Raw genomic sequence first — 22,247 nt, 5'->3', positions numbered from 1 at the left:
GGCGCGGGCCGCCGCTCCGGCGCACTGTTCCACGTGGAACAGGACCGCGCATCGATGAAAATATGGGCAGCAACGGGCCTCGTCAGTAAAAAGACTCTATAATCTGACCCATCTCCTCGCCTTTACCAATTCCATCATGTTATTTCCTACTGAATTCGACGTTATCGTTGTCGGCGGCGGTCACGCCGGCACCGAGGCGGCCCTCGCTTCCGCCCGCATGGGCCAGAAGACTCTTTTGCTTACGCATAACATTGAGACCCTGGGCCAGATGTCGTGCAACCCCTCGATAGGCGGCATCGGCAAGGGCCACCTCGTCAAGGAGGTCGACGCCATGGGCGGCGCGATGGCGATCGCCACCGACGAAGCCGGCATTCAGTTCCGCATCCTGAATTCCTCGAAGGGGCCGGCCGTGCGCGCCACCCGCGCCCAGGCCGACCGTATCCTGTACAAGGCGGCGATCCGCACGCGGCTGGAGAACCAGCCGAACCTGTGGCTGTTCCAGCAAGCCGTCGACGATCTGATCGTGGAGGGCGACCGCGTCGTCGGCGCCGTCACGCAGATCGGCATCAAGTTCCTCGCCCGCGCCGTTGTGCTGACGGCCGGCACTTTCCTCGACGGTAAGATCCACGTCGGCTTGAACAATTACTCGGCCGGCCGCGCCGGCGATCCGCCCGCCATTTCCCTGTCGGCCCGCCTGAAGGAATTGCAGCTGCCGCAGGGCCGCCTGAAGACGGGCACGCCGCCGCGCATCGACGGCCGCAGCATCGATTTTTCCGTGATGCAGGAGCAGCCGGGCGACCTCGATCCCGTGCCGGTGTTTTCCGTCATGGGCAAGGCCGCCATGCATCCGCGCCAGCTGCCGTGCTGGGTCACGCACACCAACGCGCAGACGCACGACATCATCCGCGCCGGCCTCGACCGCAGCCCCATGTACACCGGCGTCATCGAAGGCGTCGGCCCGCGCTATTGCCCGTCCATCGAGGACAAGATCCACCGCTTCGCCGGCAAGGAATCGCACCAGATTTTCCTTGAGCCGGAAGGCTTGACGACGCATGAATTCTATCCGAACGGCATCTCAACGAGCTTGCCGTTCGACGTGCAAATCGCCCTGGTGCAGTCGATGAAGGGCATGGAAAACGCCCATATCCTGCGCCCCGGCTATGCGATCGAATACGATTATTTCGACCCGCGGGGCTTGAAGGCCTCGCTGGAAACCAAGCAGGTATCCGGCCTGTTCTTCGCCGGCCAGATCAACGGCACCACCGGCTACGAAGAGGCGGCGGCGCAGGGCATGCTGGCCGGCTTGAACGCCGCTCTGCTGACCCAGGGCCGCGACGCCTGGGTGCCGGGCCGTTCCGAGGCTTATCTGGGCGTGCTGGTCGACGACTTGATCACTCAGGGCGTGCAGGAGCCCTACCGCATGTTCACCAGCCGCGCCGAGTACCGCCTCAGCCTGCGCGAGGACAATGCCGACATGCGCCTGACGGAAATCGGCCGCCGGCTCGGCTGCGTCGGCGACGCCCAGTGGGCGGCGTTCGAGGCGAAACGCGAGGCGGTGGCCGTGGAACTGGAGCGTTTGCGCTCCACCTGGGTCAATCCGCGCATCCTGGCGGCGGCCGAATCGGCGCGCATCGTCGGCCAGGCGATCGAGCGCGAGTACTCGCTGGCCGACCTGCTGCGCCGCCCGAACGTCGAATACGACACGCTGATGAGCATGACGGGCGTGGACGGCCAGGCGCTGGCCGGCCCCGGCGTCGACGATGTCGCCGTGCGCGAGCAGGTGGAAATCCAGCTCAAATACGCCGGCTACATCGAGCGCCAGAGCAAGGAAATCGAGCGCCACGAGCACTATGAAAACCTGAAATTGCCCGAAGGTTTCAACTACCTGGACATCACCGCGTTGTCGATCGAGGTGCGGCAAAAGCTCAACACGCAGCGCCCGGAAACGCTGGGCCAGGCCTCGCGCATTTCCGGCGTGACGCCGGCGGCGATTTCGCTGCTGCTGGTGCATTTGAAGAAGCGCGGTTTCGGGGGATTTGTTACTTTGAAGGACGAGGTTGTGCAATGAAGCAGTTTGACCGCGCCGCGCTGGCGCAGATTTTAAGCAAGGGTGTCAGCGAGCTGCAGCTCGATTTGAGCGAGGCGCAGATCACGCAGTTGCTGGACTATCTGGCGCTGCTGTCGAAGTGGAATGCCGTCTATAACCTGACGTCGGTGCGCGATCCGCTGCAGATGGTGACCCAGCACGTGCTCGATTCGCTGGCCGCCGTGCCGGCCTTCGCCGGCGCCGCCAATGTGCTCGACGTCGGGGCGGGGGGCGGCCTGCCGGGCATGGTGCTGGCCATCGCGCGGCCGGACATGAAAGTGTCGCTGATCGACACCGTCCACAAGAAAACCGCCTTCCTGACCCAGGTCAAGGCGGAGCTGGGCCTGGCCAACGTCAGCGTCTACACGATGCGGGTCGAGCAGCTGCAGGTCAAGCAGGCTTTCGACGTCATCACCTCGCGGGCCTTCGCCGACCTGTCCGATTTCGTCAACTGGTCGGGGCATTTGCTGGCCGAGGGCGGCCAATTCATCGCTTTGAAGGGGGTGGCGCCGCCGGACGAGCGCGAGCGACTGCCGGAGCAGTGGAAAGTGACGGAATTACGGCCTTTACAGGTGCCAGGGCTGAACGCGGAGCGTCATCTGGTATTTATTGCAAGATCGCAGTAAACGTGATAAATCATTTATACGGTATAAATCATATAAACCGTATAAATGATATAAACGATTTATACGGAATAAACCATATAAACGATATATACATTTAAAACAAGAACATACATGGCCAAAATATTTTGCGTTGCAAATCAAAAGGGCGGGGTGGGCAAGACCACCACCAGCGTCAACCTCTCCGCCGGGCTGGCCAAACTGAACCAGCGCGTATTGCTGGTCGACCTGGACCCCCAGGGCAATGCCACGATGGGGGCGGGCATCAACAAGGCGGGCTTGACCGCCTCGACCTATGAGGTGATGCTGGGCGAGTGCGACGTCAAGGCGGCTTGCCAGCGTTCCGAGGCGGGCCGCTTCGACGTGCTGCCGTCGAACCGCGAGCTGGCCGGCGCCGAGGTCGAGATGGTGGCGCTGGAGAACCGCGAGCGCCGCCTGAAGGATGCGCTGGCCGAGGTCGACGCCGACTACGACTTCATCCTGGTCGATTGCCCGCCGGCGCTGTCGATGCTGACCCTGAACGGCCTGTGCGCCGCCCACGGCGTCATCATCCCGATGCAGTGCGAGTACTACGCGCTGGAAGGCTTGTCCGATCTGGTCAACACGATCAAGAAGGTGCACGCCAACCTGAACCCGGACTTGAAGATCATCGGCCTGCTGCGCGTGATGTTCGATCCGCGCATGACATTGTCGCAACAGGTGTCGGCCCAGCTGGAGCAGCACTTCGGCGACAAGGTTTTCCAGACCATCATTCCGCGCAACGTGCGGCTGGCCGAAGCGCCGTCCTACGGTTTGCCGGGCGTGACCTTCGATCCCAGTTCCAAGGGCGCGCAGGCCTACATCGCCTTCGGCGCCGAAATGGTCGAACGCATCAAACATATGTAAACGCCGCGCCTGCGCGCGGCAACCGTCACACTATTAGGACAGCATGGCAACTAAAAAACTCAAAGGGCTGGGACGCGGCCTCGACGCGCTGCTCGGCGGCGGCGGCGATTTCAGCAATCCCGAGCTGGGCGCGCCTTCCACGCTCGCCGTCAAGCAAATGCAAGCCGGCAAATATCAGCCGCGTACCCGGATGGACGAGGGCGCCCTGAACGAACTGGCCGCCTCGATCAAGGCCCAGGGGCTGATGCAGCCGATTCTGGTGCGCCCCATAGGCCAGGACACGCTGAGCGGTCTTGTTAAATATGAAATCATCGCCGGCGAGCGGCGTTTCCGCGCGGCCCAGCTGGCCGGCCTGGACGAGGTGCCGGTGCTGGTGCGCGACGTCGACGACATGGCCGCCGCCGCGATGGCCCTGATCGAGAACATCCAGCGCGAGGACTTGAACCCGCTGGAAGAGGCGCAGGGCATCAACCGCCTGATCACCGATTTCAGCTTCACCCACGAGCAGGCGGCCAACGCGGTCGGCCGTTCGCGCAGCGCCGTGTCGAACCTGTTGCGGCTGATGAACCTGGCCGCTCCCGTGCAGACGATGCTGATGGCCGGCGATATCGACATGGGCCATGCCCGCGCCCTGTTGGCCGTCGACGGCGCCACGCAGATCACGCTGGCCAACCAGGTCGTCGCCAAGCGGCTCTCGGTGCGCGAGACGGAAAAGCTGGTTAACCAGACCCTCGAGCAGCAGACCAATCCGGCCGAGCCGCGCGTGAAGGAAAAATCCGGCGACATCACCCGTCTGGAGGAGGAGCTGTCCGACGCGCTGGCCACGCCGGTCGTCTTCAAGATGGGCAGCAAGGGCCGCGGCCAGATGGTCATCGACTTCGCCGACCTCGACGTGCTCGACGGTTTGCTGGTCCGCCTGCGCGGCGGCTGAGGACGGGATGAACGCCCGGGGCCGCCCGTATAATGTCGGGCGGCCCCAGTTTGTTACTTTTGGTGGCAGCACCCCCGCCGGGCGCGCATTGTCGCGCGCCCACCGCCAGGCGCCGCAAAACCGCCCCCAAAGCGTCTGTTTCGCGCAGCATTCGCCCTGCTGCGGCGCAGCAACGTTTGACTCGTAACATCAAAGCCAACTATAATCCCGTGTCTTTGCGTGTATGGATTCTTCTGGGAACTTGGTAAGTGAGCGATTCAAAGCAAAATATTGCCAAACCAGTCTATAAAGTAGTTGCCCTCCAGCTAGCAATTGCTGTCTGTTTTGCAACCCTGGTGAGCGTGCTGGCTGATGCGCACAGGGCTTGGTCGGCCGCCTATGGCGGGGCGATCGCGGTCATCGGCAGTTTGATGTACGCGATGCTCGTTGCCAGCGGCTCCGCCGACGCCAATAAAGCATTTCGGGCGCATTTGCGGGCCGAACTAGTAAAAATATTTATCACAGTGGTGCTGTTTGTTTTGGCACTGGTGTTGTTTCCGTCGGCCGCCTGGTTATGGCTGATCTTGGGTTTCGCGGTGGCAACCTTGGCTTACTGGTTTTCATTGCTCGCTGTTTAATCATTGGTTTCAGGGCATGTTTGTGTCTTGAAACGACAAATCTAAATTCATTATGACCATAGAACACGCTGTTGAAGCGGGCCATGCTGCCCCGGCAAACTCGACCGAATACATTGCCCACCATCTGACCCATTTGCACAATGAGGCAGGCACCATCAATCTGGACACGTTCTGGATTTCGGCCATTCTGGGCCTGGTGTTTTTGGGTATTTTCTACATGGCTTCGCGCAAAGCGACGGCCGGCGTGCCTGGCCGCCTGCAAAACTTTGTCGAAATGGTCATGGAAATCGTCAATGACACGATCAAGGGTGCTTTCCACGCGAAAAGCGCCGTCATCGCGCCGCTGGCCATCACGATTTTCGTCTGGGTCTGGCTGCTCAACGCGATGGACTTCCTGCCCGTCGACCTGTTGCCCAAGCTGCTGACCTATGTCGGCGTGCACAATCTGCGCGTCGTCCCGACCGCCGACGTCAACCACACCTTCGCCATGTCGTTCTCGGTCGTGCTGTGCGTGATCGCCTTCTCGATCAAGGCCAAGGGCCTGGGCGGCTGGATCAAAGAATTGTTCACCGCGCCTTTCCACGCCCACGGCATCGCCGTCGTGTTCCTGGCGCCCGTCAACTTCCTGTTGCAAATGGTCGAGCTGGTCGCGAAACTGATCTCCTTGTCCTTGCGACTGTTCGGCAATATGTACGCCGGCGAACTGATTTTCATCTTGATCGCGTTGTTGCCTTGGTGGGCACAGTGGATGCTGGGTGGTCCATGGGCAATTTTCCATATCTTGATTGTAACTTTGCAAGCTTTTGTGTTTATGGCGTTGACAGTGGTGTACCTCAGCCTCGCGGTTGAGAAGCACTAACCATCAACTTTATATTTTGTTTTTTAGTATCTTTCGTTTTTAAATTTAGGAGAATTTTATGCAAGCTCTGATCGCACAAGTACAAAGCATGACCGTTCTGGCAGCAGCAATCATCATCGGCCTGGCCGCAATCGGCACCGCACTCGGTTTTGCTATCTTGGGCGGCAAATTCCTGGAAGCGTCCGCACGTCAACCAGAACTGATGCCACAACTGCAAACCAAACTGTTCGTTATCGCTGGTCTGCTGGATGCGATTTCGATGATCGGCGTTGGTGTTGCTCTGCTGTACACCTTCAGCAACCCGTTCCTGACCGCCGTTATCGCTGCTGCTGGTAAGTAATTCTGCTCCAACCCTAGGAGAAACTTTTAGTTAGGAGCAAGGTATGGACATCAATATGTCGCTCATCGGCCAGATGATCACCTTCGCGGTGTTGGTCTGGTTCTCGATGAAGTTCGTATTTCCAGCGCTGAACACGGCGCTGGATGAGCGTGCCAAGAGAATCGCGGATGGATTGGCTGCGGCCGATCAGGGTCAGGCTTCGATGGCAGTCGCTGAGAAGCGCGCTCAAGCCGAATTGGCAAATGCGCGCGAAGAGGCTCAATCGCGGGTTGCGGACGCTGAAAAGCGCGCCCAACTGGTAGCGGAAGAGATCAAAGCCAACGCACAAGCCGAAGCGGACCGCATTATTGCGCAAGCTAAAGCAGACGCTGATCAGCAACTGTCGAAAGCACGCGAACAATTGCGCGCTCAGGTGGCTGACCTGGCTGTCAAGGGCGCCGAGCAAATCCTGAAGCGCGAAGTGACGGCATCGGCCCACGCCGATCTGTTGGCGCGCCTCGCTGTCGAGCTGTAATCATGGCAGAACTCGCAACCGTCGCCCGTCCCTACGCGGAAGCTTTGTTCCGCGTAGCCCAAGCTGGTAAGGAATCGACCAGCCTCGCGGCGTGGTCCGAGCTGGTGTCAGAACTGGCACAGATCGGCAACCACCCCGAGGTGCAGGCGTTTGCCCGCAATCCGAAAGCTTCGGAGAGCGACGTGGCCGCCGCCATTTCGTCCCTGGTGAAGTCGCCGCTGAATCAGGAAGCGACAAACTTCCTGGCGATGCTCGTGGAAAACGGCCGCATCAGCCTGCTGCCGGAAATCGGCGCGCAATTCCAGCTGTTGAAAAACAGCGTGGAAGGTGCGGCTGACGCCGACATCTCGAGCGCATTCGAGCTGAGCGCCGCCCAGGTGGCCGATCTGGTCGCCACGCTGGAAAAGAAATTCAAACGTAAGCTCAACCCCGCCGTGACAGTGGATGCCTCGCTGATCGGCGGCGTGCGCGTGGTTGTCGGCGATGAAGTGCTCGACACCTCGGTACGCGCCAAGTTGCAACAAATGCATGTTGCACTGGTGTCGTAAACGACGGCTTACCGACCAGCGTAGACAGAACCTTACCCCTCGCGCAAGCTGAGAGAAACACTTTTAGGAGTTAGTATGCAACTCAACCCATCTGAAATCAGCGAGTTGATCAAGAGCCGGATCCAAGGTCTTGACGGCGGCGCTGAAGTGCGTAACCAAGGCACGGTTATTTCCGTAGCCGACGGTATCTGCCGCATCCACGGTTTGTCCGACGTGATGCAAGGCGAGATGCTGGAATTCCCGGGCAACACCTTCGGTCTGGCGATGAACCTGGAGCGCGACTCCGTCGGTTCCGTCATTCTGGGTGACTACGAGCACATCTCCGAAGGCGACACGGTCAAGTGCACCGGCCGCATTCTGGAAGTGCCGACCGGTCCCGAGCTGCTTGGCCGCGTGGTCAACGCCCTGGGTCAGCCGATCGACGGCAAAGGCCCGATCGAGGCGAAAATGTCGGCGCCGATCGAAAAGATCGCGCCGGGCGTGATTGCCCGCCAGTCCGTGTCGGAACCGATGCAGACCGGCCTGAAATCCATCGATGCGATGGTGCCTATCGGCCGCGGCCAGCGCGAGCTGATCATCGGCGACCGTCAAACCGGTAAGTCGGCCGTGGCGATTGATGCGATCATCAATCAAAAAGGCCAGAACATGAAGTGTATCTACGTCGCGATCGGCCAAAAGGCCTCGTCGATCAAGAACATCGTGCGCTCGCTGGAACTGCATGGCGCGATGGAATACACCATCGTCGTCGCCGCATCGGCCGCCGAATCGGCCGCCATGCAATACATCTCGCCGTACTCCGGTTGCGCCATGGGCGAATACTTCCGCGACCGCGGCGAAGACGCGCTGATCGTCTACGACGATCTGTCCAAGCAAGCGGTTGCCTACCGTCAGATCTCGCTGCTGCTGCGCCGTCCGCCAGGCCGCGAAGCCTACCCTGGCGACGTGTTCTACCTGCACAGCCGCCTGCTGGAACGCGCGGCCCGCGTCAACCCCGACTACGTCGAAGCGTTCACCGCCGGCGCCGTCAAGGGCAAGACCGGTTCGCTGACCGCCCTGCCTATCATTGAAACGCAAGCGGGCGACGTGTCGGCCTTCGTGCCGACCAACGTGATTTCGATCACCGACGGCCAAATCTTCCTGGAAACGTCGCTGTTCAACTCCGGCATCCGTCCTGCGATTAACGCCGGTATTTCCGTGTCGCGCGTCGGTGGCGCCGCCCAGACCAAGGTCATCAAAAACCTGTCCGGCGGTATCCGTACCGACTTGGCGCAGTACCGTGAACTGGCTGCGTTCGCGCAGTTCGCTTCCGACCTGGACGAATCGACCCGCAAGCAGCTCGACCGCGGCGCGCGCGTGACGGAATTGCTCAAGCAAGCCCAGTACTCGCCACTGCCGATCTCGCTGATGGCCGTGTCGCTGTTCTCCGTGAACAAGGGCTACCTGGACGACGTGCCTGTCAAGCAAGTGTTGGCTTTCGAAGCCGGCGTTCACGCTTACATGAAGACCAAGCAAGCTGCTCTCCTGGCCAAGATCGAAGAAACCAAGCAACTCGACAAAGAAGGCGAAGCTGCCTTGTCGGCCGCTGTTGCTGATTTCAAAAAATCCGGCGCATATTAAGCGACCAGGCGGCGCCCCCTTCGCTGGGGACGCCGCCCAACGCGCACAAGGAGTAAGGACTCATGGCAGTAGGCAAAGAGATACGTGGCAAGATCAAGAGCGTAGAGAATACGAAGAAGATCACCAAGGCGATGGAAATGGTCGCCGCGTCCAAAATGCGCAAAGCGCAAGACCGGATGCGGGCCGCCCGTCCCTACAGTGACAAGATTCGCAATATCGCCGCTAACCTGGCAGGCGCGAATCCGGAATATACGCACCCCTTCCTGGCCCTGGCCAAGGGCACGGACGCGAAAGCCGTCGGCTTCATCATCGTCACGACCGACAAGGGTCTGTGCGGTGGCTTGAACACCAACGTGCTGCGTCTGGTGACGAACAAGTCGCGCGAGCTGGAAGCGGCTGGCAACAAGGTTGAAGCTGTAGCCATCGGCAACAAAGGTTTGGGTTTCCTGAACCGTATTGGCGTCAAGGTGATCGCGCAGGCGACGCAGATCGGCGACACGCCGCATCTGGACAAGCTGATCGGACCGGTCAAAGCCATGCTGGAGGAGTACCAGGCCGGCAAGCTGGACGCGGTGTACCTGTGCTACACCAAATTCATCAACACGATGAAGCAAGAGCCGATGATGGAGCAGTTGCTGCCATTGGCCGCTGAAAAAATGCAGGGCGACAAAGGTAATCACACCTGGGATTACATTTACGAGCCCGATGCGCAAAGCGTGATTGACGAATTGCTGGAGCGCTATGTTGAAGCGCTGGTGTACCAGTCGGTGGCGGAAAACCTGGCGTCCGAGCAGTCGGCGCGTATGGTTGCGATGAAGTCGGCGAGCGACAACGCCGGTAGCGTGATCGGCGAGTTGAAGTTGATCTACAACAAGACCCGCCAGGCAGCGATTACCAAAGAACTCTCCGAAATCGTCGCCGGTGCGGCTGCGGTTTAAACGAATTTAACTATATTTGAAGGAACGAACATGGCTGATGGCAAAATCGTTCAGTGTATCGGCGCTGTGGTGGACGTTGAGTTTCCACGCAATGCGATGCCTAAGGTATTTGACGCCTTGAAGATGGCAGGCTCGGAACTGACCCTGGAAGTACAACAGCAATTGGGCGACGGCATTGTCCGTACCATTGCGCTGGGTACCTCGGACGGTCTGCGTCGCGGCATGATGATCCAAAACACCGGCAAGCCTATCATGGTGCCGGTCGGTAAAGCGACCCTGGGTCGCATTATGGACGTGCTGGGCAACCCGATCGACGAATGCGGCCCCGTCTCGCAAGAGCGCACCGCCTCGATCCACCGCAAGCCGCCTGCGTACGACGAACTGTCGCCGTCGCAAGACTTGCTGGAAACCGGCATCAAGGTGATTGACTTGGTGTGCCCGTTCGCCAAGGGCGGTAAAGTCGGCCTGTTCGGCGGCGCCGGCGTCGGCAAGACCGTCAACATGATGGAACTGATCAACAACATCGCCAAGGCGCACAGCGGCTTGTCCGTGTTCGCCGGCGTGGGCGAGCGTACCCGCGAAGGTAACGACTTCTACCACGAAATGGCCGACGCGAAAGTGGTCGATCTGGAAAATCCGGAAAACTCCAAAGTGGCGATGGTCTACGGCCAGATGAATGAACCGCCGGGCAACCGTCTGCGCGTGGCGCTGACCGGCCTGACGATCGCCGAATCGTTCCGCGACGAAGGCAAAGACGTGCTGTTCTTCGTGGACAACATCTACCGCTTCACGCTGGCCGGTACGGAAGTGTCGGCGCTGCTGGGCCGTATGCCGTCGGCCGTCGGTTACCAGCCTACGCTGGCCGAGGAAATGGGCCGTCTGCAAGAGCGCATCACGTCGACGAAAACCGGTTCGATCACCTCGATCCAGGCCGTCTACGTTCCAGCCGATGACTTGACCGACCCGTCGCCTGCCACCACCTTCGCCCACTTGGATTCGACCGTCGTTCTGTCGCGTGACATCGCCTCGCTGGGTATCTACCCCGCCGTCGACCCGCTCGACTCGACCTCGCGCCAGCTGGACCCGCTGGTCGTCGGCCAGGACCACTACGACACGGCCCGCGCCGTTCAAGGCACGCTGCAACGCTACAAGGAATTGCGCGACATTATCGCGATTCTGGGTATGGACGAGCTGGCGCCGGAAGACAAGCTGCTGGTCGCGCGCGCACGTAAGATGCAGCGTTTCCTGTCGCAGCCTTTCCACGTCGCTGAAGTGTTTACCGGTTCCCCAGGTAAATACGTTTCGCTGAAAGACACGATCAAGGGCTTCAAAATGATCGCGTCGGGCGAACTCGATCACCTGCCGGAGCAAGCGTTCTACATGGTCGGCACGATCGAAGAAGCAATCGAAAAAGCCAAGAAACTTAACTAACATTAAGTTTGGGCCTAACCCCGCCTCCGGGCGGGGTTCTTCAACCCGATAGGATACACATGGCACACACAATTCACGTTGACGTGGTTTCCGCCGAAGAACTGATTTTTTCAGGCGAAGCGGAATTCGTCGCGTTGCCGGGCGAAGCGGGCGAGCTGGGGATCTATCCCAAGCACACGCCTTTGATCACCCGCATCCGTCCGGGCGCGGTGCGCATCAAGGTAGTCGGCCAGGCTGAAGAAGAGTTCGTCTTCGTCGCCGGCGGCCTGCTGGAAGTGCAACCGAATGCCGTGACCGTTCTGGCCGACACCGCGATCCGCGGTCACGACCTGGACGAAGCAAAAGCGAGCGCCGCCAAGAAACTGGCGGAAGAGATGATGCTGAACAAGGATTCGGGTATCGACTACGCCAAGGCGCAAGCCGAACTGGCGGCGGCGATCGGCCAACTGGCCGCGATCGCCAAACTGCGCGCGAAGCACTAAGCGACGCGGGCGCACATGAGAAAGGCAGCCTGGGCTGCCTTTTTTTTCGTCCGTGCGGCGCGCCTCAGTAACCCAGCGCCAGGCCGCTGTTGCGGCGCGGGTCGTTGGCGCCGTAGTAGCGCATGGCGCCGCGCGGCTGGCCGCCCAGCGCCGGCGCGCCGACGAGGATGGCGGCCATGTGGTTGGGCGCCTGCGCCGGCCCCAGCTTGTGCCCCATGCCGGCGAGGATGGCGGCCGTGTCCGGGCTCAGGCCGAAGGCTTCGACGTTGGTGAGGTCCGGCAGCCATTGCTGGTGGAAGCGCGGCGCGTCGACGGCTTCCTGGATATTCATGCCGTAGTCGATGACGTTGAGCAGGGTGTGGACGACGGCCGTGATGATGCGGCTGCCGCCCGGCGTGCCGACGATCAGCACCGGCTTGCCGTCGCGCGTGACGATGGTCGGGCTCATCGAGCTGAGCGGCCGCTTGCCCGGCGCGATCGCGTTGGCCTCGCCCTGCACCAGGCCGTACATATTCGGCACGCCGGGCTTGGCGGTGAAGTCGTCCATCTCGTTGTTGAGCAGCACGCCGGTGCGCGCCGCCGTCACCTTGGCGCCGAACCAGTCGTTGAGCGTGTAGGTGACGGAAACGGCGTTGCCGGCCTTGTCGATGATGGAGTAGTGGGTGGTGTTGCTGCCCTCGTGAGGCGCCACGCCCGGCTGGATGTCTTGCGACACGCCGGCCTTGGCCGGATCGATGGCGGCGCGCACCTTGGCCGCGTAGCCCTTGTCGAGCAGGCGCTCCAGCGGATTCTTGACGAAATCGGGGTCGCCCAGGTAGTTGTTGCGGTCGACATAGGCGTGGCGCATCGCCTCGATCTGCAGGTGCACGGCCTGCGCGGCGCGAAAGCCCATCTCCTTCAAGGGGTAGGCTTCGACGATGTTGAGGATTTCGCAGATGACCACGCCGCCCGAGCTGGGCGGCGGCGCCGACACCACGTGGTAGCCGCGGTAGTCGCATTCGAGCGGCGCCAGTTCGCGCACCTTGTACTGGTCGAGGTCGGCCTGCTTCAGGATGCCCTTGCCGGCCGCGCTGGAGGCCACCAGGGCGGCGCCGACCGGCCCCTTGTAGAAGCCGGCGGCGCCGTGCCGGCTGATCTGGCGCAGCGTGTTCGCCAGGTCGCGCTGCACCAGCGTCTGGCCCGGCGCGTAGGGCTCGCCGCGGTTGAGGAAGATCGCCGCCGTCGGCGCGTCCTTGCGGAAGTCGGCGGTGGCCGTCAGCAGCAGGTCGACGTCGCCCTCGTCCAGCGTGAAGCCGCGCTGCGCCAGCGCGATCGCCGGCGCCAGCAGGGTGGCGCGCGGCATCGTGCCGTATTTTTCCAGCGCATACTGCATCCCCGCGACCGTGCCCGGCACGCCGACGGCCAGGTGGCCATAGGAGCTGAGGCCCTCGATGACGTTGCCGCCGTTGTCCTGGTACATCAGCGCGTTCGCCTCCAGCGGCGCTTTTTCGCGGAAATCGAGGAAGGTCTTGCGGCCGTCGGCCAGCTGGATCGTCATGAAGCCGCCGCCGCCGAGGTTGCCGGCGGCCGGGTAGACCACCGCCAGCGCGTAGCCGACGGCGACGGCGGCGTCGATGGCGTTGCCGCCTTTTTTCAGGACGTCGACGCCGACTTGCGAGGCCAGGCGCTGGGCCGTGACGACCATGCCGTTCTGCGCCGCCACCGGCGCCTGCGAGGCGGCCTGCGTGCTGCAACAGATGGCGACGGCGGCGGCGGCGAGGGGATGGCCGATTGCGTGGATTTTCATATGCTGTGTGCTCCTCGGTTGGGTGGCGCCTTGCTTATGACGGACGCCGGGCCGGCGTCCGCGGGAAAATCTGCTACGGGGCCCTGGGCGGGCCTGGCATCGAGCATGCCACAAACCTGTCCGCGGCGGCTTTTTAGCGCCGCGCCGGCGCCTCTTCGGCGGCGGCGCGCTGCACCGCGTGCAGCCGGCGCGTTTGCGGCTGCAGCGCCGCGTCGATGATGTCGAGCGCCAGTTGCGGTTGCGCGGCGCCGCACATGAACACGTCGGCGGCGGCGAAGCCGAACTCCGGCCAGGTGTGGATCGAGATGTGCGATTCGGCCAGCAGCACGACGCCGGTCACGCCCTGGCCCTCGCCGAAGCTGTGGAAATGGCTGTGCAGCACCTGCGCGCCGGCCGCCCGGGCGGCGCCGCGCAGCAGGCTTTCGATGTCGCCGCTGCGGTTCAGCTTCTCCGCCGCGATGCCGCTCAGGTCGGCCAGCAAATGCGTGCCGCTCGGCTGGTGCGGGTGTGGCCTCACTTGTGGCCCCCGCCGCCGGAGCCGCCGCCGTAGCTGCCGCCGCCGCCGCCGGTGCGCGAACTCCAGCTGCTGCCGGAACCGCTGCCGCCGCTGCCGTCGAACATGCGGGCCCAGTTGCTGACCGTGGCCACGAGGGCGATCACCACGGCGTAGGCGAAAAATTTATTCATCGGTGTTTGAGTCGAGAAAAGTGGCTGGCAGGTAGATCGCCAGGATGGCCAGCAGGCTGAAGCCCGCCGTGCTGAAAAAATTGACGAACAGCGGCACGATGTTGAGCGTGATGATGATCCAGATGAAGGTCGAGGCGACGCCGCCGTACTTGCCGGCCTTGGCTGTTTCGGCCGGCAGGGCGGGGGCCTCGCCGGCGCCGCCGAACTGGCTGCCGAACCAGGTTTTCATCTGGTCGTAGGCGACCGGGGTGGAACGCGACCATGTCATTTCGCCGCCGCCGACTTCCGCCGCCAGCTGGGTTTTACCCTTGAAGAATTCGTAGACGCGGGTGGCGTCGCCGGCGCTGACGCGCCAGTTGAAGGCGCCCGCCGCCGCCAGCACCGTCGAGTTGTACTCGTAGCGCTTGGCGTAACTGACGTTATCCAGCGTCACCGTGGCGGTGTCGGCAGCCCGCCAGATCGGCCATTCCGGCATGACGTTGGCGCGGAACCAGCCCGACTCCGTTTCGACCAGCCAGAAGAAGCCGGCGCGGCTGTTGAACAGCAGGTATTCGGTCCAGGCGCTGCCCTCCTCGTCGGCGCGGCGCATGTAGCCGCTGACCTGGAAGTCCTGGCCGTTGACCTTCGCCCGCGCCCCCAGTGTCAGGCTGGTGGGGATGGCCTCGACGCGCGCGCCGGCCGCCAGCACCTGGGCCTGCGGGCCGGCCGCGTCGATCTGCGTCTGGCAGGCCGGGCAGATCAGGTGCGGCGTGACGCCGGGCAGGTAGGCGATGGCGCCGCCGCAGGACGGGCAGTCGAGCGTGTCGAGCTTGCCGCGGTACTTGCCGGCGCCGCGCTTGATCTCCTCGTCGTCGCGCAGCAGCTGGCATTTCAGGGCGCCCAGCGTGACGGCGGTGCCGGTAAACACCACCGGCACGGCGCCGTCGGAGTAGTCGAGCGTGACGAAGGCGGCGCGGTTGCGCAGGTCGGCCACCTGGATGCGGTAGCCGGCGCCGACGCGGAACGGCAGTTCGCCCTGGCCGGCCACGCACTCGGCGTTGCGCACCTCGGCCACCGTGTAGCGCTCGTTGGCCACCGTGCAGGACTGGCCCGGCGCCAGCTCGCTCCACTGCGGCAGGGCATCGCCCACCTTGCGCTGGGTGGTCATGGTGTACAGGCCGGAGGAGTCGCCCAGCCAGGACGCGCTGCCGTCGTCGAACAGCACATACCATTCGTTCCACATGCCGGCCGCGTAGCGCAGCTGGATGCGGCCGATCACGGTGAATTTCTTGCCGCCGTGCGTGCCGGCCGTGCCGATCTGGATCGGCGAGTAATCTTCCAGCACGGACGACATCTTGCCGAGGTCCTTGACCGCGTCGGCGTCCTTCAATACGGTGCTCTTGCAGTACTCGCAGACGGCCATGACCGACGCGTGCGAGCGGAAGTGGACTTCCGCGCCGCAGCTTGGACAGGATACTGTTTGCATGGATGCCGGCTTAGCCTATCAGTTTTTTGAGGAGTTCGGTCTTGCCGGCGTCGTAGTCGGCGGCCGAGATCAAGCCCTTGTCGAGCAAGGCTTTCAGCTTGCCGAGGCGCGCCTCGATGCCGTCGTCGGCCGCCGCCGGCGCCGCCGGCGCGGCCAGCGTCCCGGCCAGGCTTTGCGCCATGCTCTGGCCGATGGCCACGCCGGCGCCCAGGCCGGCGCCGATGCCGGCCATGCCGCCCTCGTTCTGCGCCGCCAGCGGAATCGCGCTGGCGACCTGGAACTTGGTGTAACCGCCGATCTTGTCGGCGTTCAGGCCGCCCTTCATGCCGGCCGAGATGCGTTCGTCGAGCGCGGCCTGGAGTTCCTCCGGCAGGCTGACGCTGGCGACGTTGAACTCGTCCAGGCCGACGCCGTAGCGGGCGAAGGCGGCCGCCAGGTCGCCCTTGACCTGCTGCGCCATCAGCGACTGGTTCGCCGCCATGTCGAGGAAGGCGACGTTGGCGCTGCCCAGCGAGCTGGCCATGCTCGACATCAGGATGCCGCGCAACTGGTCCTCGACCTCGTCGCGGGTGTACATTTCACGCGTGCCGCTCACCTCGGTGAAGAAGGCGCGCGCGTCGCTGACGCGGTAGGAGTACATGCCGAAGGCGCGCACGCGCACCATGTCGAAGTCCTTGTCGCGGATGGTGATCGGCTGCGGCGTGCCCCATTTGCGCCCCGTCTGCACCCGGGTGCTGAAAAAATACACATCCGACTTGAACGGCGAATCGAACAGCTTGTCCCAGTTTTTCAGGTTGGTCAGCAGCGGCAGCGTGCGCGTGTTCAGCGTGTGGGCGCCGGGGCCGAAGACGTCGGCGATCTGGCCCTCGTTGACGAACACGGCCACCTGCGACTCGCGCACCGTGAGCACGGCGCCGTTCTGGATCTCCTCGTCCTGCATCGGGTAGCGCCAGGCCAGCACGCCCTCGGTTTCTTCGTTCCACTGCAGTACGTCGATAAACTGCTTCTTGATAAAGCTGCCGATGCTCATGGTGTTCTTCCTTGTCGGGTGTTGAGGTTCAGGAAATGCAGGCCGCGTTGATCAGGCCGATGGACAGGGAAATCGCCCCGAGCAGGCCGCCGAAGGCGCTGTTGTCGGCCTCGATCTGGTCCTTCGACATGCGCAGCAGCGAGGTGGTGATGGCGTAGGCCAGCAGTTGCACCACCAGCGCGCCGGCGGACCAGGCGAGGAATTCGCGGTAGTCGGCCGTGTGCACGAGGCAGGAGGCGATGGTGGCCGAAAAGCCCAGCAGCGCGCCGCCCAGCGACAGCGCGGCCGCGCGGTTACCCTGGCGTATCAGCACGACCTCTTTGAACGGCGTCAGGCGCGTGTAGACGACGAAAAACGCCATCAGCAGCACGGCGGACAGTAAAAGGTGGAGCAGATAGTTTAGGATGGCGGGCACGGCGTTCCTTGTAGGGGAGGCTAGATTGATAACAACACAAAAGTATCTTAGTTCAAAAGCGCGCAGATGACCAAAAAAATTCTTATCCTCTCCGTATTCGTCGTCGCATCCTGCGGTCTGGCCTACGAGCTGATCGCCGGCGCCCTGTCGAGTTATCTGCTGGGCGACTCGATCCTGCAGTTCTCCACCATCATCGGCTGCTACCTGTTCGCGATGGGCGTCGGCGCCCACCTGTCGAAGTACGTCAAGGACGAGGACGTGCTGTCGCGCTTCGTCGACATCGAACTGGCCGTCGGCCTGATCGGCGGCGTCTCGGCGGCCGTGCTGTTCCTGACCTTTGCGTGGATGGCGGCGCCGTTCCGCACGCTATTGTATGTGATGGTTTTCCTCATCGGCGCCCTGGTGGGCATGGAGGTGCCGCTGGTGATGCGGGCGTTGAACGACCGCGACACCGCCTTCAACGAGCTGGTGAGCCGGGTCCTGACCTTCGACTACCTGGGCGCGCTGGCCGTGTCGCTGCTGTTCCCGCTGGTGCTGGCGCCGCACCTGGGGCTGGTGCGCACCGGCTTCCTGTTCGGCATGCTCAACGTCGGCGTCGCGCTGTGGACCATCCACGTCTTCCGCCGCGAGCTGGAAAACCTGACGGGGCGGCTGCTGCGCGCCTGCGCCGTGATGCTGCTGCTGGTGTGCGGCTTCGCCGCCTCGGACCGCATGGTCTACTGGGGCGAGCACGGCCTGTTCGGCGACGAGATCGTGTTCTCGACGACGACGCCGTACCAGCGCCTGGTCATCACGCGCTGGAAGGACGACATGCGCCTCTATATCAACGGCAATCTGCAGTTCTCCTCGCGCGACGAATACCGCTACCACGAGGCGCTGGTGCATCCGGCGCTGCAGGCGCTGCCGTGGGCGCGGCGCGTGCTGGTGCTGGGCGGCGGCGACGGCCTGGCGCTGCGCGAAATCCTGCGCTACCCGAACATCGAGCAAGTCACGCTGGTCGACCTCGACCCGGCCATGACGGCCGCCTTCACGACGCGCGACGAGCTGGCGAAGCTGAACGGCGGCGCCTTCAAGGACAAGCGCGTGAAGGTCGTCAACGCCGACGCCGCGGTCTGGCTGCAGAACAACCGGGACATGTTCGACGCCGCCATCATCGACTTCCCCGATCCGTCCAGCTTCGCGCTGGGCAAGCTGTATTCGGTGCCGTTCTACGGCCTGGTGCAGAAGCACCTGGCGGCGAACGGCCTGATGGTGGTGCAGTCGACGTCGCCGTTCTTCGCGCCGCACGCCTACTGGACCATCGACGCCACGCTGCGCGAAGTGGGCCTGCGCACCTGGCCCTACCACGCCTACGTGCCCTCGTTCGGCGAGTGGGGCTTCATCCTCGCCTCGCCGCAGCTGAACTACCAGCCGCCGACCGCCTACCGGCTGCCGATGCGCTACCTGAACGCCGACACGACGCGCGAGATGTTCAGCTTCCCGCCCGACATGAAGGCGCTGCCGATGGCGCCGAACCGCCTCAACACGCAGTCGCTGGTGCACGAGTTCGAGCAGGACTGGCGCCGGGTGATCCGTTGATGCGGCGCCGCTCCTTTCTGCTGTGGGCGGGCGCCAGCGGCGCGACGGCGGCCGGCGGCGTGCTGGGCTTGCGCCGCTGGCAGGAAATCACGCCGGCGCTGCGCTATCCGGGCCGCGACGAGGGCCACTTCCTGCGCGAGCGGCGTGCCTTGCCGGCGCCGGCGGAGATCGTCGAAACCGATGTCGCCATCCTCGGCTCCGGCATCGCCGGCCTGACGGCGGCGTGGAAAATGAAGAAGGACGGGCATAGCGACTTCCTGATGGTCGACGGCCCGCAGCCGTATGGCAACGCGGCCGGCGGCCAGTTCGGCGACCTGGCCTTTCCGACCGGCGGCCACTACCTGCCGCTGCCGTCGCCGGAATCGTTCCACGTGCGCGAAATCCTCGCCGACATCGGCGTCATCCAGCGCGACGCCATGGCCGAACGGCCCTACTACGACGAGCGCTTCGTCCTGCACGGCCCGGAGGAGCGGCTGCTGTTCAACGGCGTCTGGCAGGACGGCTTCATCCCCACCGAGGGCGTGGCGGAGGAGGAACTGGCCGAGCACCGGCGCTTTTTCGCCGAAGTGCAGCGCCTGCGCGGGCTGCGCGGGCGCGACGGCAAGCGCGTGTTCGTCTTCCCGACGGTGGAGTCGTCGGACGACCCGGAGTGGCTGGCGCTCGACCGCATCACGCTGAAGACCTGGCTGGAGCAGGGCGGCTACCGCTCGCCGACGCTGCACTGGTACTTGAACTACTGCTGCCGCGACGACTACGGGACGCGCTACGACAAGGTGTCGGCCTGGGCCGGCCTGCACTATTACTGCAGCCGCTGGGGGCAGGCGGCGAACGCCGGCAACGGCGCCTGGCTGACCTGGCCGGGCGGCATGCAGCCGGTGGCGACGGCGATGGAGCGCGCCTCCGGCGTGCGGCGCCGCGACGGCACGGTGGTGTCGCTGAAGCGGACGGCGGGCGGTGTCGAGGCGCTGTGCTTCCGCCTGGTCGACGGCCGGCCGCACAGCTACCTGGTGCGGGCGCGCAAGGCGATCTGCGCGATGCCGCTGTACGTGGCGGCGCGCGTGGTGGAGTCGATCGGCGCGTATGGCTTCGATCCGGCGCGCCACATGCCGGCCTACGCGCCCTGGATGGTCGCCAACTTCCTGCTCAAGCGCTTTCCCGACGAGCTGCCGCACGCGCCGCTGGCGTGGGACAACGTGGTGTACCAGGAGCCGGGGCTCGGTTATGTGGTGTCGACGCACCAGGACATCCGCGTGCGCCCGCCGGAGCGGACCGTGTTCAGCGCCTATGTGGCGCTGTCGGACCGCACGCCGGAGGCGGCGCGCAAATGGATGAACGGCGCCAGCGGCGAGGAATTGCTGGCGCTGGCCAGCGTCGACTTGAAGGCGGCATACGGCGCCAACTTCGCCGCCTGCGTCGAGCGGGTCGACATCACGCTGCGCGGCCACGCGATGGCGGCGCCGCTGCCCGGCTTCCGCGGCAACGCCGGGCTGAAGGCGCTGCGCGAGGCGGACGGCGCGATCCTGTTCGCGCACGCCGACCTGTCCGGCTTTTCCGTCTTCGAGGAGGCGGCGTGGTGGGGCTACCGCGCGGCGCAACTGGCGCTGAAGGGCTAGCCGCAAGGGGCCGTCCCCGGCCGCCGCGCGCCGCGGAATTGGTATGCAAGCGGCCGCGCCGCCCGCCGATGGCCCGGCCGGCCGGCGCCGGCGCCGCCCGCGCAGGCCAGGACACTGTGTCAAGCCCGCCGTTTGGCAAAAAATGGACAGTCATGCCAATGTGTTGTAATTGCAACAGACAGCGCGCCGCAATGGCGTGCAAAGCGCAAGTGGTCTTATCAATTCGCTTACAATGAACGCGGGAAATTTTGCACCGATCCCGGCCCGGCGCCGGGCACCCACGGGCAGGATTTCCGCGCCTTGTTGCGGCAACGCCTAAGCGGCGCCAAGCAGCGCCCAGCCCGCCGTATTCCCGACCGGCGGCACGGCATCCATCGACCGGCTTGGCCGCAGCAGACCTGCGGCCCGGCCCGCCGCTGCGCTGCCGTGGCGGCAGCTGGCAAGACCGTCACTAACAACAGTCCACAGGACTTTACAACTTAGATTCGCAGGAGCCCTACATGCAACAATTCTTCAAAAAAACCTTAGCCCTGGCCGCCGCACTGGCTTGCTGCGCCACGACGGTCCACGCCAGCGATGCCGAGGGCGAATTCCACGGCTACTTCCGGGCCGGTGTCGGCAGCAACGACAAGGGCGGCAGCCAGGCTTGCTACGGCCTGGAAGGCGTGCCGAAGTACCGTTTCGGCAATGAGTGCGACCTGTACGGCGAGTTTTCCTACACCAAAGAACTGGCGAAATCGAGCAATGGCGCCAGCTTCGTCGGCACCGTGATGGCCTCGATCTACAGCCCGATGTCCGACGTCGGCGAGAAAGACAAGCTGCGGCTGGCGCAAATGATGGTTGAGGCGAAAAACCTGCCCTTCCTGAACGGCGCCACGGCCTGGATCGGCAAGCGCTTCTACGACCGTCCGGACATCCACGTGCTGGACTTCAAATACCTGCACGGCGACGGCGTCGGCGGCGGTATCGCCGGCATCGCGGCCGGTCCGGGCAAGTTCAGCTACGCGCTGTTCCGCAACGACATCAACGAGCGCGTCGCGGCGACCCGCCACAGCTTCATCTACGACGGCATTCCCGTCAGCGCAGGCGGCACCCTGAAACTGGACGCGACCGTGATCCGCGGCGACCAGCAAGACAAGGCGGCGGATAAAGTGGCGAACGGCTGGTCGTTCTCCGTCGTGCACAAGCAAGACAAGCTGCTGGGCGGCGACAACACGCTGGCTGTCCAGTACGGCAGCGGCTCCGGCATCAAAATGGGCGGCACCGACACGGGCGCGACGTCCGACATCAAGCGCACGCGCGTGTTCGACAATATGATCTGGCAATTCACGCCGGAATTCAGCGGCTCGCTGGTCGGCCTGTGGCAGCGCGACAAGGCCAACGCCGGCACGACCACCTGGACCTCGGTTGGCGTGCGTCCCGTCTACGCGCTCAATGAAAACGTCAAGCTGATCGTCGACTTCGGCCACGACAACGTCAAGCCCGCCAATGGCGGCGCCGAGCAGAAGTTGAACAAGATCACCTTCGCGCCGGCCCTGTCGCAAGGCAAGGGTTTCTGGGCCCGTCCCGAACTGCGCGCCTTCGTGACCTACGCCAAGTGGAACGACGCGGCGCAACGGGCGGCCACGCCTGGCAGTGCGCTGTCGTCCACCGGCGTGTTCGGCGGCAAGACCAACGGCATGTCCTACGGCCTGCAAGTCGAATCCTGGTTCTAAGCCGGGCGGGCGGGGTGCGCCCCGCCGGTTTTCCGCCGGTTTTCCGAACCCGGCGGGAATCTGCTACGCTGTCGCAGTGATTTCACT

The 22,247-nt window shown here is 63.7% G+C and carries 22 protein-coding genes; 16 read left to right on the top strand and 6 right to left on the bottom strand.

The genetic code is table 11. The features are described 5' to 3' along the window. Nucleotides 1–136: 136 nt before the first annotated feature. From mnmG to OIK44_RS09385, 13 genes are all read left to right on the top strand, one after another. On the top strand, nt 137–2,068 hold the full coding sequence (gene mnmG, locus OIK44_RS09445) for a tRNA uridine-5-carboxymethylaminomethyl(34) synthesis enzyme MnmG (protein WP_273670485.1): 1,932 nt from the start codon (nt 137–139) through the stop codon (nt 2,066–2,068). Then, nucleotides 2,065–2,712, top strand: coding sequence for a 16S rRNA (guanine(527)-N(7))-methyltransferase RsmG (gene rsmG, locus OIK44_RS09440; protein ID WP_273670484.1), 648 nt, complete (start codon nt 2,065–2,067; stop codon nt 2,710–2,712). The genes mnmG and rsmG overlap by 4 nt, the downstream gene beginning before the upstream one ends. Nucleotides 2,713–2,823: 111 nt before the next feature. Then, nucleotides 2,824–3,594 (top strand): ParA family protein, encoded by a 771-nt coding sequence (locus tag OIK44_RS09435; protein WP_273670483.1) that lies wholly within the window; start codon nt 2,824–2,826, stop codon nt 3,592–3,594. 43 nt (nt 3,595–3,637) lie between these two features. Then, nucleotides 3,638–4,525 (top strand): ParB/RepB/Spo0J family partition protein, encoded by an 888-nt coding sequence (locus tag OIK44_RS09430; protein ID WP_273670482.1) that lies wholly within the window; start codon nt 3,638–3,640, stop codon nt 4,523–4,525. 248 nt (nt 4,526–4,773) lie between these two features. Then, nucleotides 4,774–5,142, top strand: a complete 369-nt coding sequence (locus OIK44_RS09425; RefSeq protein ID WP_273670481.1) for an ATP synthase subunit I — start codon at nt 4,774–4,776, stop codon at nt 5,140–5,142. 52 nt (nt 5,143–5,194) lie between these two features. Then, the gene (gene atpB / locus OIK44_RS09420; protein ID WP_273670480.1) at nt 5,195–6,001 is read left to right on the top strand and encodes a F0F1 ATP synthase subunit A; all 807 of its coding nucleotides are present in this window, start codon (nt 5,195–5,197) and stop codon (nt 5,999–6,001) included. Between the two features lie 58 nt (nt 6,002–6,059). Then, nucleotides 6,060–6,341: a F0F1 ATP synthase subunit C gene (gene atpE, locus OIK44_RS09415; RefSeq protein ID WP_273670479.1), complete on the top strand. Its 282-nt coding sequence runs from the start codon at nt 6,060–6,062 to the stop codon at nt 6,339–6,341. 43 nt (nt 6,342–6,384) lie between these two features. Further along, complete coding sequence (locus OIK44_RS09410; protein ID WP_273670478.1) at nt 6,385–6,855, top strand: F0F1 ATP synthase subunit B; 471 nt, start codon at nt 6,385–6,387, stop codon at nt 6,853–6,855. A 2-nt stretch (nt 6,856–6,857) separates the two neighbouring features. Next, on the top strand, nt 6,858–7,403 hold the full coding sequence (locus tag OIK44_RS09405; RefSeq protein WP_273670477.1) for a F0F1 ATP synthase subunit delta: 546 nt from the start codon (nt 6,858–6,860) through the stop codon (nt 7,401–7,403). Between the two features lie 75 nt (nt 7,404–7,478). Then, the gene (gene atpA / locus OIK44_RS09400; RefSeq protein ID WP_273670476.1) at nt 7,479–9,020 is read left to right on the top strand and encodes a F0F1 ATP synthase subunit alpha; all 1,542 of its coding nucleotides are present in this window, start codon (nt 7,479–7,481) and stop codon (nt 9,018–9,020) included. Between the two features lie 62 nt (nt 9,021–9,082). Continuing rightward, a complete protein-coding gene (gene atpG, locus OIK44_RS09395; RefSeq protein ID WP_273670475.1) occupies nt 9,083–9,958 on the top strand; it encodes a F0F1 ATP synthase subunit gamma in 876 nt (291 codons plus the stop codon). A gap of 30 nt (nt 9,959–9,988) precedes the next feature. Further along, complete coding sequence (atpD, locus tag OIK44_RS09390; protein ID WP_273670474.1) at nt 9,989–11,389, top strand: F0F1 ATP synthase subunit beta; 1,401 nt, start codon at nt 9,989–9,991, stop codon at nt 11,387–11,389. A 59-nt stretch (nt 11,390–11,448) separates the two neighbouring features. Then, nucleotides 11,449–11,871: a F0F1 ATP synthase subunit epsilon gene (locus OIK44_RS09385; protein ID WP_273670473.1), complete on the top strand. Its 423-nt coding sequence runs from the start codon at nt 11,449–11,451 to the stop codon at nt 11,869–11,871. Nucleotides 11,872–11,935: 64 nt separating this feature from the next. Here the strand turns inward: OIK44_RS09385 and ggt are convergent, their stop codons facing one another. The 6 genes from ggt to OIK44_RS09355 form a co-directional block, all read right to left on the bottom strand. Beyond that, nucleotides 11,936–13,657 carry a gamma-glutamyltransferase gene (gene ggt, locus OIK44_RS09380; RefSeq protein WP_273670472.1) on the bottom strand — a complete coding sequence of 574 codons (1,722 nt, stop codon included), beginning with the start codon at nt 13,655–13,657 and terminating at the stop codon, nt 11,936–11,938. A gap of 133 nt (nt 13,658–13,790) precedes the next feature. Continuing rightward, on the bottom strand, nt 13,791–14,174 hold the full coding sequence (speD, locus tag OIK44_RS09375; protein WP_273670471.1) for an adenosylmethionine decarboxylase: 384 nt from the start codon (nt 14,172–14,174) through the stop codon (nt 13,791–13,793). Then, entirely contained in the window at nt 14,171–14,344 is a 174-nt protein-coding gene (locus OIK44_RS09370) for a hypothetical protein (RefSeq protein ID WP_273670470.1), read from the bottom strand. Before OIK44_RS09370 ends, speD begins: the two co-directional genes overlap by 4 nt. After that, a complete protein-coding gene (locus OIK44_RS09365; RefSeq protein ID WP_273670469.1) occupies nt 14,337–15,809 on the bottom strand; it encodes a DUF4178 domain-containing protein in 1,473 nt (490 codons plus the stop codon). Before OIK44_RS09365 ends, OIK44_RS09370 begins: the two co-directional genes overlap by 8 nt. A gap of 10 nt (nt 15,810–15,819) precedes the next feature. Further along, nucleotides 15,820–16,839, bottom strand: a complete 1,020-nt coding sequence (locus tag OIK44_RS09360) for an SPFH domain-containing protein (RefSeq protein ID WP_273670468.1) — start codon at nt 16,837–16,839, stop codon at nt 15,820–15,822. Between the two features lie 28 nt (nt 16,840–16,867). Continuing rightward, nucleotides 16,868–17,254, bottom strand: coding sequence for a DUF350 domain-containing protein (locus OIK44_RS09355; protein WP_273670467.1), 387 nt, complete (start codon nt 17,252–17,254; stop codon nt 16,868–16,870). A gap of 66 nt (nt 17,255–17,320) precedes the next feature. Between OIK44_RS09355 and OIK44_RS09350 the strand changes: the two genes are divergently transcribed. The 3 genes from OIK44_RS09350 (at nt 17,321) to OIK44_RS09340 (ending at nt 22,160) form a co-directional block, all read left to right on the top strand. Next, nucleotides 17,321–18,832 carry a polyamine aminopropyltransferase gene (locus OIK44_RS09350; protein ID WP_273670466.1) on the top strand — a complete coding sequence of 504 codons (1,512 nt, stop codon included), beginning with the start codon at nt 17,321–17,323 and terminating at the stop codon, nt 18,830–18,832. Further along, nucleotides 18,832–20,445, top strand: a complete 1,614-nt coding sequence (locus OIK44_RS09345; protein WP_273670465.1) for an NAD(P)-binding protein — start codon at nt 18,832–18,834, stop codon at nt 20,443–20,445. Before OIK44_RS09350 ends, OIK44_RS09345 begins: the two co-directional genes overlap by 1 nt. A gap of 500 nt (nt 20,446–20,945) precedes the next feature. Further along, a complete protein-coding gene (locus OIK44_RS09340) occupies nt 20,946–22,160 on the top strand; it encodes a maltoporin (RefSeq protein WP_273670464.1) in 1,215 nt (404 codons plus the stop codon). Nucleotides 22,161–22,247: the final 87 nt, after the last annotated feature.

Origin of the sequence: Janthinobacterium fluminis, assembly GCF_028595325.1 — a bacterium.
GTDB classification, from domain to species: domain Bacteria; phylum Pseudomonadota; class Gammaproteobacteria; order Burkholderiales; family Burkholderiaceae_D; genus Janthinobacterium; species Janthinobacterium fluminis.
The sequence above is the reverse complement of the archived record's forward strand: the minus strand, read 5'-3'. Positions and strand labels throughout refer to the sequence as shown.

Coding starts and splice junctions, on each gene's coding strand:
- mnmG (WP_273670485.1), top strand. CDS start 137: ATGTTATTTCCTACTGAATTCGACGTTATCGTTGTCGGCGGCGGTCAC.
- rsmG (WP_273670484.1), top strand. CDS start 2,065: ATGAAGCAGTTTGACCGCGCCGCGCTGGCGCAGATTTTAAGCAAGGGT.
- OIK44_RS09435 (WP_273670483.1), top strand. CDS start 2,824: ATGGCCAAAATATTTTGCGTTGCAAATCAAAAGGGCGGGGTGGGCAAG.
- OIK44_RS09430 (WP_273670482.1), top strand. CDS start 3,638: ATGGCAACTAAAAAACTCAAAGGGCTGGGACGCGGCCTCGACGCGCTG.
- atpB (WP_273670480.1), top strand. CDS start 5,195: ATGACCATAGAACACGCTGTTGAAGCGGGCCATGCTGCCCCGGCAAAC.
- atpE (WP_273670479.1), top strand. CDS start 6,060: ATGCAAGCTCTGATCGCACAAGTACAAAGCATGACCGTTCTGGCAGCA.
- OIK44_RS09410 (WP_273670478.1), top strand. CDS start 6,385: ATGGACATCAATATGTCGCTCATCGGCCAGATGATCACCTTCGCGGTG.
- OIK44_RS09405 (WP_273670477.1), top strand. CDS start 6,858: ATGGCAGAACTCGCAACCGTCGCCCGTCCCTACGCGGAAGCTTTGTTC.
- atpA (WP_273670476.1), top strand. CDS start 7,479: ATGCAACTCAACCCATCTGAAATCAGCGAGTTGATCAAGAGCCGGATC.
- atpG (WP_273670475.1), top strand. CDS start 9,083: ATGGCAGTAGGCAAAGAGATACGTGGCAAGATCAAGAGCGTAGAGAAT.
- atpD (WP_273670474.1), top strand. CDS start 9,989: ATGGCTGATGGCAAAATCGTTCAGTGTATCGGCGCTGTGGTGGACGTT.
- OIK44_RS09385 (WP_273670473.1), top strand. CDS start 11,449: ATGGCACACACAATTCACGTTGACGTGGTTTCCGCCGAAGAACTGATT.
- ggt (WP_273670472.1), bottom strand. CDS start 13,657: ATGAAAATCCACGCAATCGGCCATCCCCTCGCCGCCGCCGCCGTCGCC.
- OIK44_RS09370 (WP_273670470.1), bottom strand. CDS start 14,344: ATGAATAAATTTTTCGCCTACGCCGTGGTGATCGCCCTCGTGGCCACG.
- OIK44_RS09365 (WP_273670469.1), bottom strand. CDS start 15,809: ATGCAAACAGTATCCTGTCCAAGCTGCGGCGCGGAAGTCCACTTCCGC.
- OIK44_RS09360 (WP_273670468.1), bottom strand. CDS start 16,839: ATGAGCATCGGCAGCTTTATCAAGAAGCAGTTTATCGACGTACTGCAG.
- OIK44_RS09350 (WP_273670466.1), top strand. CDS start 17,321: ATGACCAAAAAAATTCTTATCCTCTCCGTATTCGTCGTCGCATCCTGC.
- OIK44_RS09345 (WP_273670465.1), top strand. CDS start 18,832: ATGCGGCGCCGCTCCTTTCTGCTGTGGGCGGGCGCCAGCGGCGCGACG.
- OIK44_RS09340 (WP_273670464.1), top strand. CDS start 20,946: ATGCAACAATTCTTCAAAAAAACCTTAGCCCTGGCCGCCGCACTGGCT.